Origin of the sequence: Paenibacillus foliorum, assembly GCF_013141765.1 — a bacterium.
Classification (GTDB): Bacteria; Bacillota; Bacilli; order Paenibacillales; family NBRC-103111; genus Paenibacillus_S; species Paenibacillus_S foliorum.
The window spans coordinates 65004-76652 of sequence record NZ_WHOD01000106.1; the positions used below are offsets into that span (position 1 = coordinate 65004).

The window sequence follows — 11649 nt, forward strand, 5'->3', positions numbered from 1 at the left end:
GTTAGTAAAGTTAGTGCTTCGATGATCCATTCTTAAAAGAGCTAACATAACACAATCCCTCCTTCCAGATTCTAACCTCGATCCCTACATTAACAGAACCCTTCAATAAGGGGAATGGAAACTTTGAATATATATGATTATTCCTCTATGGTTAGACTTCATCGTGTTATTTCTTGATTTCAATAGTCGCTGTATCTGTTAATTCATCCGGGGAGATAACACCCGATTTCAGAGTTATCATACCTTTAATTTGAATTTTGTACGTTCCAGGCGGAACAGATTCCCCAGATGCATCCTTCAAATTCCATTCTTCGGCAAATGCAAGTTTTTCATCTTTTTTCAAGCTTCTGACTATCAACGCTTCGGTAAATGCTTTATTATTCGACCATTTATAGACCTCATCTTGCTGCTCATTGTAAACAAAGATATCATATTTTTGCCCTGAGCTATGGGATATTTCCAAGTCCTTCCCTGATACATTTTGAATTGAGAAATTAAGGGTTACCTTTCCATTTCCTAATAGAGGCTCCAATGAAGTTTTAAACAGTCCAGCGATGGGTGTCGATTGCTCAGCTTTCTTTTTCATAATGTCCTTTTCGATTATCGGGTCGAGCTTCACACCTTTTTCTACTTTTATAGGATGCAGCAATGTAGGCTCTTCTGGTTGTATCTCTACTACTTTCAATTCTATCTTCGACGACTTCTCGATCGGAGGCTGGCTAGTATTGTGGTGTACCCCTTCCGAACAACCGACAAGCGAAATGCATAAAAGGACCGCCCCAAACCCTGTTCCTTTTCCCATGCTTATATCACCTCATAAGCTAAAACGAAGAAAATATGCAAATTGTTCCAGCGATAAGAAAAAAAGCTAAGTCATAGAAGCCGCGGCTCCTTAAGACTTAGCTTTGTATGTGATGTTAGACTCTTTCGAGAGGCTGGAACGGCTCCTGTGGCAGCTCGATACGGATCAGATCCCCTGGTTTTACTTCTCCGCCTGCCAGCACGATCCCCATAATGCCAGCCTTACGAATAAGATTTCCTTGTTCATCACGTCCCAGGACAGCCGACATCAAGCCTGCTTGTAAGCCGTTCAATTGGTTGCAAGGATTACGTAGACCCGTCACCTCAACCACAGCTTTGTCTCCTAGATGAAGCCGTGAATGCGTCGGCAACCCAAGCAAATCGATGCCGCGAGTAGTTATATTCTCGCCCATTTGACCAGCCGAAACGGCAAAACCAGCAACATGCAATTCATCATGCAGCTCTGCATGTATGAGGTGCACCTGACGCAGATTCGGCTGACTCGGATCACTCGCTACTCTTGAGCGATGTTTGACCGTCTTCCCTAAATGAGCATCACCCTCAACGCCCAACCCTGTTAGAAGCATAATGCTTTCACGATTAAATTTGCCAAACGTATGCGTTTCACTTGTACTGACCGCCGTAATGATCCCAGTACATAATGTCATCTCCATCACGTCTCCTCATGCATCGATTCGATAAAAGCACGTAACGCACTGCTGATATAAGAGTCTTTTCGTGTAATGAAGTGGGTTTGTATATGACGAATAGAGTCAGGAATTTCATGCAGACGAACCACACCTTCCGACTCGTGCTTGCGAATAACGGATTTGGGTAGTAGTGAAATGCCAAGTCCTGCAGCTACCCCACCAATAATTGCCTCTAGCGTACCAAACTCCATGATAATTGACTGCCTTAAGCCACTGGACATCAACCATTGTTCCAATACTTCCCGATATGAACAACCATTGCTGAACACAAGGATCGGCCTTGTGAAGGCTTCCTCCAGACTGACCAACGATGCGGTGGATGCAATTACGAGCTCTTCATCAAATGCTGGAACTGATAGAAGCTCTGGGTGATCACACTGGCATCCAATAAAGGCACCGTCAAGCTCATAATGAAGCACTTTCTCCATTAATAATTGCGAATGCCCTGTCGTTAGCGATAATAGAACAGTAGGATGCTGCCTATAATACGAGGCAAGCAGCTGGGGAAGACGGACTGCCGCAGCCGTTTGGGTTGACCCAATCATTAGAGGACCGCTCGGCTCGCTAGTCGAGGAAAGAGCTTGGGCAGCTTCATCTAACAGGCCCACGATTTTATCCGTATAAGCGAGCAATGTTTTGCCGCTCGAAGAAAGCGTCATCCCCCTGTTATGGCGATAAAAAAGCACTGAGCCCACCTCCGATTCCAATTGTTGAATCCTGGCGGTCACATTGGATTGAACATAGCCCAATCGTAAGGCTGCTTTTGTTATAGAACCCTCACGTGCAACCATTTGAAACACTCGCAGATCCGCGCTCTCCATAGTTCATAAACCTCCATCCGACCGCTCCATTAATACTTAGATACCATTCCATATTTGGAATCATTATTTATGATATCTAATATCTTCAACAATCATTATACATAAAACCAAACCTCCATTACAATCAAATAATCACTTATTCAAGGAGGAATCAATTATGAATAAATTCCAATATATAGGTCTTATTGTACTGACAACTTTTCTAATGGGTATTGCATTTCCAGTCGGAAAAATCGGAATGCTGTATGCTCCGCCTTTCTTGCTAATGGGTGTTCGCTTCGTACTGGCGGGCGGACTGCTCGCGATTATCGTCGCAAGAAAACCCCAGCCCCGCAGCAAGAAGCAATGGGTGCAAGCAGCTGTAATTGGCTTGCTCCAATCTGCCGGTGTAATGGGCTGCGCTTATTACAGCATGCGCTGGATAACTTCGGGGGAATCCTCCATCATCACCTGTACGAATCCGCTGCTTGTTATCGTGTTGGGAGCGCTGCTTACTCGAGCTGCTTACCGTGGGCGCCAATGGTTGGGTGTTGCCATAGGTTTTATAGGTGTCGTCTTTACCTTCGGCCTCCAAATGGATATCCAACCTGGCACCTTCATTAGCTTCGCAGGGGCTGTCTGCTTTGCTTCGGCTACACTGCTCATTAAGCGATGGGGTTCTGCGTTTGATTTAACAGTGCTTGCTTCATATCAGATGCTTAGCGGTGGAATTGCCCTGCTCGTCTTAAGCGCCTTCACAGAGCATCCTTACTTTATCATTACCAGTACATCGATATCCGTTCTACTAGCGCTTGCCATTCTGTGCTCGATTGTCCAATTCTCGATTTGGTTCAACTTGCTCCGCATCGGAGATCCCGCGAAAACAAGTTCATTTCTGTTTCTGGTACCGCTATTCGGTGTTCTTTCCAGCTGGCTGCTGCTCGGAGAAACTGTGGAATGGTATGTTGGCGTAGGCGGAGCGTTCATATGCGTTGGTATTTTTCTTGTTAATTGGGAGGGCAAGACAGTAAAGATGGTGGAGATAACGAAAGAACAACCGGCGTAAGCTGGTATTATTTTCGTGCAAACAAAAAAATCCGCATACTCAAGCGGATTTTTTTGTTTGTAATTATTTGGTTATGTTAGGACAACCGAATCGTGCCTCTTGTTCCAAATAAAAAGCCCCGATTACCTGACTTCTATTTGATGTACGGTAACTGACAGCTCCTTAAGCTGTGCCACAATAGCTGAATCGGTTTTCTCATCTGTGATGAGATGCCGGATTTCATCCCATGATGCGACATGAGCCAGAGACTGCTGACCAAATTTGCTGTAATCAGCCAATATATAGACTTCATCGGCGATACTGATCATTTTCTGTTTGACCAACGCTTGCAGCTCGTTAAATTCACTTAAGCCGCGCTGCATATGCAGCCCTTTACAAGATAGGAACGCTTTGTCGACGTGATAGGTACTAAGCGAACGCTCGGCCAGAGGCCCCACATAAGATAAAGAACGAGAGGACAGCAGTCCGCCGGTGGAAATGACCTTAATCTTCTCTTTCCCGCTCAACTCCATAGCGACTTTGATAGAATTGGTCAGAACGGTTAACGGCATGTCTGGCAGCAGCTGCGCCATGTACCAGGCTGAAGAACTCGCATCCAGAATAATGCGGTCATTCTCATAAACTTGCATGACCGCTTCTTGAGCAATGCGCCGCTTCTCATCAGCATTCGTTGTTTCCCGTTCCATATAAGGCGTTTCCGCCTGAGCCGACTTCATGCTGATGGCTCCGCCATGGCTTCGCAGCAGCTTGCCTTCGTTTTCCAGCTTATCTAAATCACGCCGGATCGTTTCTTCCGTTACTTCGCAAATAACGCTAAGCTCAGTTACCCGGATGCTGCCCCGTTCGTTAACAAGCTGTATGATTTTTTGCCATCTTTGCGCTACCAGCATTACAATCCCTCATTTGTATCAAATTACAGACTATTCCCTGAATTACAGTATTATCAGAGTTCAAAATGTCAACTTTTCAGCACCGAGAAGGGTTGCAAGAACCTGAAGAAGGAGGAGCGGAGTTTAGGCTAACCTAAATGAGCACCGGACTTCAAAGGTGAATGCAAGATTCGATGTCGATTAAACTTCCCGTGATACTTCGTGATCAAAAGGAGACTTTTTGAATTACAGTATAATCAGAGTTCAAAAAGTCAACTTTTCAGCACCGAGAAGGTTGCAAGAACCTGAAGAAGGAGGAGCGGAGTTTAGGCTAACCTAAATGAGCACCGGACTTCGAAGGTGAATGCAAGATTCGATGTCGATTAAACTTCCCGAGATACCTCGTGATCAAAAGAGGGCTTTTTGAATTACAGTATAATCAGAGTTCAAAAAGTCAACTTTTCAGCACCGAGAAGGTTGCAAGAACCTGAAGAAGGAGGAGCGGAGTTTAGGCAATACCTAAATGAGCACCGGACTTCGAGGGTGAATGCAAGATTCGATGTCGATTAAACTTCCGGAGATACCTCGTGATCAAAAGAGGGCTTTTTGAATTACCTCTTGAAAGGTAACGAAGGCTTGCTCCCATTCTTGTCCATCCTCGGGCCGGTACGTATCTATAGGGAATGAATGTCGAATAATATCCCTTGCTTCCTGAATACCGGAAATATGTCCTAATGCCATATATTGTACAACAAGATTGCCAATTGCACTACCTTCGACTGGACCTGCCCAAACCGGACGCCCGATTGCATTAGCTGTAAATTGACACAGCAGTTTGTTATTAATGCCTCCACCAACCATATGCAGTCCACTAAACCGTTGCTTACCGACCAAGCTCTCCGTGCGCTCCAGCACAACGCGATATTGCAGGGATAAGCTTTCCAGTACTATGCGGATAATCTCTCCTGGTGTTTGTGGCACATATTGGCCTGTACGGCTGCAATAGGCTTGGACCTGTTCCGGCATATGCACCGGATTCAGAAAACCTGCGTCGTCCGGATCAATGAATGCTGCAAATGGCTTGGCTTGCTCCGCCAGCTCAACAAGCTGAGGGAATGTAAGGCCAAGACCTTCCTTATCCCAAGTACGCTTGCATTCTTGAACCAGCCACAGTCCCATAATATTACGAAGCAAACGGAACGTACCGTTAACTCCGCCTTCGTTGGTGAAATTCCAGTCCAATGCTTGCTTCGTCAGAACGGGCTCTTTCACCTCGGTTCCGAGCAGCGACCAGGTGCCGCAGCTGAGATAGGCAAAATGCTCCTCAGCCGCAGGAACCGCGGCAACAGCAGATGCCGTATCATGCTCGCCTACGGCAATTACCGGTATTGCCGGTACGCCCAACTCAGCGCATACCTCAGCGGATAGAGAGCCTGCACTGGTGCCAGCCGCAGACGGAGGCAGCAGCAGTGATGCCGGTACCCTGAGCTGCTCCAGCAGCGCAGTGTCCCACTTGCCGGTGCGCGCATTCAACAGCTGTGTTGTGGAGGCATTGGTGCCCTCGCTAAGCATAAGACCTGTTAGAAAATACCGCAGCAGGTCTGGAATCATCAGCAGCTTATCGGCTTGCTGAAGCTGTAGCGACTCTTGCTTCTTCAGTGCATACAACTGATAGATTGTATTGAACGGTAGAAACTGGATGCCTGTCGAGGCAAAAAGCTCCTCACGGCTGATCAGCGAGCTGACTTCCTCCATCACACCTTCGGTGTGATGATCGCGATAATGATAGGGATTGCCAAGGAGTTGTCCCGAGGCATCAACCAAGCCGAAATCGACTGCCCATGAGTCGATTGCCAAGCTTTCTATGGCATGATGCCCCGCATGCGCGGCCTTAACAATTCCCTGCTTAATTTCATGGAGCAGACGCAAAATATCCCAGTGCAGGTGTTGACCCACCTGCACCGGATCGTTCGGGAAGCGGTGGATCTCCTCAACGGTAAGACGGCGGGGTGCTGTCGCACCTCCCACACCGCCTTCACCATCTCCCAAAGGCTCCAGCTTCCCAATAACAGCACGCCCGCTGCTCGCGCCTAGATCGAACGCGAGCACTATCGCCGCATCGTTGCTGCTGCGGCTTACCAACTGGCTCCGCCTTTGCCGCGAGCCAGGATGCTTTCTCCATACCCGCTTTGCAGATAAGCCTTCATCGGATCAGCTGGAACTCCTTGCTCTTCACGCAACGATACCAACAATGGAGTAACGTCAATTTCATAAGCGGAACGGACCGCATTCTCAGCAGCCAGAACATCCTGACGCTCCTGAGCCTCACGAACTTCATCAAAATTAACTAGCAACGCTTTCGCGTATTGAGTTTGAACATTTAGTACAGAGCGAAGCATAGCCGGAATTTTAGGCTCTATGGCATGGCTTTGGTCGATCATATAAGCAATTTGCTCCGCAGTATGGCGGATTCCCGCGTTGGAATCTGCTGCAGCATCAAGAATCTGATAGAAAATAAGGAATAATTCATACGGATTAACGGAGCCTACAATGAGATCGTCATCGGCATATTTACGGCTGTTAAAGTGGAAGCCTCCCAGCTTCTGTTCATCCAGCAAGTACGCTACGATGTGCTCAACGTTGGTACCTTGTGCATGGTGACCTGTATCAACCAATACTTGAGCTTGAGGCCCCAGCTTGTTAGCCAGATTGAAGGCCATTCCCCAATCAGCAAGATCGGTATGGTAGAATGCAGGCTCGAAAAATTTGTATTCGATTAACATCCGCATAGCCGGAGTCATAGCTTGGTACATTTCGGATAGTGCTTCATGCATCCATGCTTTACGCTTGCGAATATCCGCTTGACCTGGATAGTTCGTACCATCAGCAAACCATAAGCTAAATACGTCTGAGCCTACTGTCTTAGCAATTTGTACACATTCCAGCAAATGATCAGTCGCTTTACGGCGAGTAGCTGCATTAGAGTTAGTAACGCTGCCGAAAATATACTCATCCTCTTGGAACAAATTCGGATTAACCGCTCCAATTCTCACTCCAAGTGAATCCGCATGCTTTTTCAATTTGTCGTAATCATCAACCTTATCCCAAGGGATATGAATAGCTACAGAAGGACAAATTCCTGTGTATTTATGGACCTGTGCGGCATCCTCGAACTTTTCGAACGGATCACGAGGCACTCCAACCGCTTTGAATACTTTGAAACGAGTTCCTGAATCCCCGTATCCCCAAGAAGGCGTTTCCACTTCAATGGTTTTCAACTTCTTTTTCACATGCTCAAGGTCGATCCCTCTATTTTTTTGCTGCTCCTCAAATATCGCATAAGCGCGGTCCTGTAATGTCATGGCTAAGCTCCTCCAAATGATTTATTCATGTCTGCCCCATGTAAGTAAAGACTAGTCTTTCATTATATGCCAATTAACGCCAACTAACCGAAGTAACCTATTGCCGTCATCAACGCATTTGCTGGTTGAGTCGCATCCAGGCGGCTGTATTGAACAATGATGGGAACGGAGCTTTCCAGGCTGATTGCATAAGGCACACCAACCGGAATGGTTTCCCCATTCTTAGAGAGCGAGCTTGTGCGAATATGCCGTGTGCGGCGTCCTGGAACCGTAGCCTGAATATCTTCTATAGGCTCTCTGTCTTCAAAATATATCGTAACCCGAATTTCCGCATCCTCTGTTAAACAATTCAACACACATATGGATTCATGGCTTTCCAACTCTCCGCTGCTATGTGGAGGAATATAGGCGTCAGGAATGTACCAAGCCGTGCGGCCTTTTGCATGGGAGCTTTCTTCTGTCATTGCTCATCAGCCTCCTAATGTATAGTTATCTTAATTTAAAAGATTACGCATCCCACTGCATCAAGCGATGGGATACGCATCCTTCCGATTGTACTTTTATCTCGTAAATGCCGCTGGAACGCCGCCATCCACAGTCATCATGCAGCCTGTTGTTTTCTCCGCTTTGGAAGAAGCGAAGAATGCTATTGCGTCAGCGATATCCTGAGGATAGATGTTCACTAGCAAGGTTGTTCTTTTACGATAGTACTCTTCAAGCTGATCCGGCTCGATATTATAGGCAGCCGCTCTCTCATTTCTCCAGCCTGAATTCCAAATGGCCGAGCCTTGCAAAATAGCGTCAGGCAGAACCGAGTTGACTCGGATTCCGAACTCGCCGCCTTCGGCAGCGATGCAGCGAGCCAGATGTACCTCTGCGGCTTTGGCTGTGCTGTATGCCGATGCATTTTTCCCTGCATATATTGAGTTTTTGGAGCCTACAAACACCATATTACCACCGATCGACTGTTGTTTCATAAGACGGAATGCCTCTCTGGCAATTAAGAAATAACCAGTGGCAAGAACGTTCATGTTCAGGTTCCATTCTTTTAGCGACGTTTGGTCAAAAGGACTCGAAGTTGCCAATCCCGCATTGTTAACCACGATGTCTACCCCACCATATGCCAATATGGATTCGCGGAATGCAGCAGCCACTTGTTCTTCATCCGTAACATCGATCTTCACCGCTGTCACTCTAGCTTCACCAAATTGTTCGTTAAGCTCCTGAGCCAGCTTCTGTGCTCCCTCGATGTTCAGGTCTGCAATAACTACATGAGCGCCATCCTTCAAGAACTGACGGCAGGTAGCGCTTCCGATACCGCCTGCTCCTCCTGTAATGAAAGCAACTTTGCGAGAGAATTCAGCTTCAGCAGGCGCTAATGAGAGCTTATACAGCTCCAATGGCCAGTATTCCACGTTGTAAGACTCATTTTCGCTAAGGGAGACGAATTGTCCCAATGCCGTAGCCCCACGCATAACAGAGATCGCACGGTGATATAACGCGCCGCTAACTTTGGACATAGCCCAGCTTTTACCTGTGTTGATCATCCCTACTCCAGGAATAAGAATGACGCGCGGCGCTGATTCGAAGATTTGGTCGCCGTCATTGCGATTGCGTTCGAAATAGGCTTGATATTCAGCTTTGTAAGCCTCTACACCGCTCTTAACCGCCGCTGTCAATGCATCCACATCTCCTGAAGCTGGATCCCACTCTACGAACAAAGGCTTCATTTTCGTATGAACCAAATGGTCCGGACAAGCTGCGCCTACTTGAGATAAGCTCGCTGCATCTGCGCTGTTAACGAATTGCAATACATCTACTGCGTCATCGTAAGTTAAGATCATCTTTTTCTCATTGCTCACAGCGCCACGAATGACAGGCATGATCTGTACAGCAATTTGTTGTCTTGCTTCAGCTGATAGTGCTTGGTATTTAGCGCCGCCGAACAACGCTTCCTCTTTCACTTTGGCTTCTATAAAATCTTCCGCCTCTTGAATGACTGCTAAAGTTTTTAAGTAACTAGCCTCAGACGTATCGCCCCATGTGACAAGACCATGCTTCTCCATTAATACTAGCTCCGCTTTCGGGTTAGCAAGAACACCTTGAGCGATCATTCTTGAGAGGCTGAATCCTGGACGGATGTAAGGTACCCATACAAAACGGTCTCCATAGATTTCCTTTGCCAGTTCTTTACCGTTATCCGCACAACATAAGCTTATAATGGCATCTGGATGTGTATGATCAACATGCTTAAAAGGAAGAAAGGCATGCAGTAGCGTCTCGATAGAAGCACGAGGATGCTTGCTGTCTACCATACAATGGCCCAAATAAGCTACCATTTCCTCATCACTCATGGTTTCTCTCTCAAATAAAGGACGGATATCCTCCAAATTCAAGCCTGTAAAATTGCCTGCTTTCATAGTAGCCAAGTCAGAACCGCTGCCTTTAACATACATAACTTCGATAGATCTGCCGCGGAAATCCGTTATTGTAGTTTTCGTAGAAGTATTGCCTCCGCCCCAGTTCGCAACTGAACGGTCCGTTCCTAACAGATTAGAGCGGTATACTAGCTCATCTAGTCCCCCTGTAAGTTGTGAAGCTTTGCTGTTGTCCCATAAATTGGATGGCATTGTTTGATTTCCTCCCGAATAGTTTTGGTTAATGTTGTTTTATGATAAATTCATCATACCATATGTTTGTTTATTTTTGTATATGTATTTTTATTTTTGATTTTTATGTTACTTTTCCAAATATTTTATATTACAATTAGCTTTATTCATCAAATGAATCAAATTCCCCCTCTTAAACTATCCCTACAATAAAAAAACCATGCAACCCGCCCCAGCAGATTACATAGTCCTTTTGATCAATTATTAAACTGAATATTAACCTGCTTAAGTACAAATATTTTATAGAGCAGCTGCAAACTTTCGGCCGAATTCTTTGCATTGCTCTTTCTCTTCATTAGAAGGAGTTAATTCGATCTTCAAACCTTCGAGAACAACCTCTGATCCCAACTCTTTCAGCTTTGCAATGATAGTATCAACCGCTGCTCCATATTCTGAATAAGAGGAATCGCATGACCCGAAAGCAGTTGATTTTTTACCAGTCAAGTCCAGATCATCCATCTCTTCATATAAATCAAGGAATTCATCCGGCAAGTCGCCATCGCCCCAAGTGTACGCTCCCAATACAACACCATCATATTCACTCAGTTCAGATGCACTTGCATCCATCGAAGACTTCAAAGTTATTTCATGCCCCGCTTCACGAATTCCATCTGCAATTGATTCGGCCATTTCCTCCGTATTTCCCGTCATACTTGCAAAAATCACTATTACATTAGCCATAGTTCCCGCTCCTCTTTATGAAATTCTTATAATGGTGTGTAAAAAAAGTCCGCTCTCAGTATAAAGAAGAATATATACAAATTTGATAATTATTCTCATCATATTGATAATGATTATCAATTTCATTTGTTAATTTAATACATCTGCTTAGGAATGTCAAGCTTTCGATTAATTAGCCATTAAAAAAATCTTGCGCTTCCTTGGTGTACAATCTGCCTAATTCCTATATCGGGTCACTCATTCTGCCGAGTATTTATCACAAAAGTTGAGTTAATTAGATTAGCCCCGTTAAGATGTAGTGTAGGTGCCTTAATAGTTGTAATACTTTTTGCTGCTTCCGTGGTTCAAAAAAATAAAGGAAGTACGACTTCCGTTATTTCCAAAAAAAGCACAAAAACGAAGAAATACAGGAACCATCCGTTCCGTTATTTCTTCGTTTTTGTATGTAAGCTGTTCAATTTCCCCTAATAAAGGAAATGCTGCTTCCGCTATCGTCTCAAATGTGATGGGGTGGACTGAATAAAGGAACTCGCAGTTCCGCTAAGCTAGATCGTACCTGCTTCATCCCTGCTTCGTACCTGCTTCATCCCTGTCTCGTACCTGCTTCGTACCTGCTTCGTACCTGCTTCGTACCTGCTTCATACCTGTTTCGTACCTGCTTCATACCTGTTTCGTACCTGCTTCATACCTG

Annotated in this window: 10 protein-coding genes; 1 reads left to right on the forward strand and 9 read right to left on the reverse strand. The window is 45.6% G+C overall.

Features of this window, described 5'->3' with window-relative positions; translation table 11 throughout:
* Positions 1-166: 166 nt before the first annotated feature.
* From GC093_RS28775 to GC093_RS28785, 3 genes are all read right to left on the reverse strand, one after another.
* Entirely contained in the window at positions 167-802 is a 636-nt protein-coding gene (locus tag GC093_RS28775; protein ID WP_171655383.1) for a BsuPI-related putative proteinase inhibitor, read from the reverse strand.
* Between the two features lie 115 nt (positions 803-917).
* A complete protein-coding gene (locus GC093_RS28780) occupies positions 918-1469 on the reverse strand; it encodes an MOSC domain-containing protein (RefSeq protein WP_171655384.1) in 552 nt (183 codons plus the stop codon).
* Positions 1470-1474: 5 nt separating this feature from the next.
* Entirely contained in the window at positions 1475-2332 is an 858-nt protein-coding gene (locus GC093_RS28785) for a LysR family transcriptional regulator (RefSeq protein ID WP_171655385.1), read from the reverse strand.
* A gap of 157 nt (positions 2333-2489) precedes the next feature.
* Between GC093_RS28785 and GC093_RS28790 the strand changes: the two genes are divergently transcribed.
* A complete protein-coding gene (locus tag GC093_RS28790) occupies positions 2490-3377 on the forward strand; it encodes a DMT family transporter (protein ID WP_171655386.1) in 888 nt (295 codons plus the stop codon).
* Between the two features lie 122 nt (positions 3378-3499).
* Here the strand turns inward: GC093_RS28790 and GC093_RS28795 are convergent, their stop codons facing one another.
* The 6 genes from GC093_RS28795 to GC093_RS28820 all read right to left on the reverse strand — a co-directional run bounded on the left by GC093_RS28795 (position 3500) and on the right by GC093_RS28820 (position 10958).
* Positions 3500-4267, reverse strand: a complete 768-nt coding sequence (locus GC093_RS28795; RefSeq protein ID WP_171655387.1) for a DeoR/GlpR family DNA-binding transcription regulator — start codon at positions 4265-4267, stop codon at positions 3500-3502.
* 570 nt (positions 4268-4837) lie between these two features.
* Positions 4838-6388 carry a rhamnulokinase gene (locus GC093_RS28800; RefSeq protein WP_216624897.1) on the reverse strand — a complete coding sequence of 517 codons (1551 nt, stop codon included), beginning with the start codon at positions 6386-6388 and terminating at the stop codon, positions 4838-4840.
* Complete coding sequence (rhaI, locus tag GC093_RS28805) at positions 6382-7608, reverse strand: L-rhamnose isomerase (RefSeq protein WP_171655388.1); 1227 nt, start codon at positions 7606-7608, stop codon at positions 6382-6384. Before rhaI ends, GC093_RS28800 begins: the two co-directional genes overlap by 7 nt.
* An 83-nt stretch (positions 7609-7691) precedes the next feature.
* Complete coding sequence (locus GC093_RS28810) at positions 7692-8072, reverse strand: sensory rhodopsin transducer (RefSeq protein WP_171655389.1); 381 nt, start codon at positions 8070-8072, stop codon at positions 7692-7694.
* A 96-nt stretch (positions 8073-8168) separates the two neighbouring features.
* Positions 8169-10238, reverse strand: a complete 2070-nt coding sequence (locus GC093_RS28815; protein WP_171655390.1) for a bifunctional aldolase/short-chain dehydrogenase — start codon at positions 10236-10238, stop codon at positions 8169-8171.
* 279 nt (positions 10239-10517) lie between these two features.
* The gene (locus GC093_RS28820; protein ID WP_171655391.1) at positions 10518-10958 is read right to left on the reverse strand and encodes a flavodoxin; all 441 of its coding nucleotides are present in this window, start codon (positions 10956-10958) and stop codon (positions 10518-10520) included.
* Positions 10959-11649 lie beyond the last annotated feature (691 nt).

Bases quoted from the DNA above. Each gene is read 5' to 3' on its own strand.
- GC093_RS28810 (WP_171655389.1), bottom strand. From the start codon at position 8,072: ATGACAGAAGAAAGCTCCCATGCAAAAGGCCGCACGGCTTGGTACATT.
- GC093_RS28820 (WP_171655391.1), bottom strand. From the start codon at position 10,958: ATGGCTAATGTAATAGTGATTTTTGCAAGTATGACGGGAAATACGGAG.
- GC093_RS28775 (WP_171655383.1), bottom strand. From the start codon at position 802: ATGGGAAAAGGAACAGGGTTTGGGGCGGTCCTTTTATGCATTTCGCTT.
- GC093_RS28780 (WP_171655384.1), bottom strand. From the start codon at position 1,469: ATGACATTATGTACTGGGATCATTACGGCGGTCAGTACAAGTGAAACG.
- rhaI (WP_171655388.1), bottom strand. From the start codon at position 7,608: ATGACATTACAGGACCGCGCTTATGCGATATTTGAGGAGCAGCAAAAA.
- GC093_RS28785 (WP_171655385.1), bottom strand. From the start codon at position 2,332: ATGGAGAGCGCGGATCTGCGAGTGTTTCAAATGGTTGCACGTGAGGGT.
- GC093_RS28790 (WP_171655386.1), top strand. From the start codon at position 2,490: ATGAATAAATTCCAATATATAGGTCTTATTGTACTGACAACTTTTCTA.
- GC093_RS28815 (WP_171655390.1), bottom strand. From the start codon at position 10,238: ATGCCATCCAATTTATGGGACAACAGCAAAGCTTCACAACTTACAGGG.
- GC093_RS28795 (WP_171655387.1), bottom strand. From the start codon at position 4,267: ATGCTGGTAGCGCAAAGATGGCAAAAAATCATACAGCTTGTTAACGAA.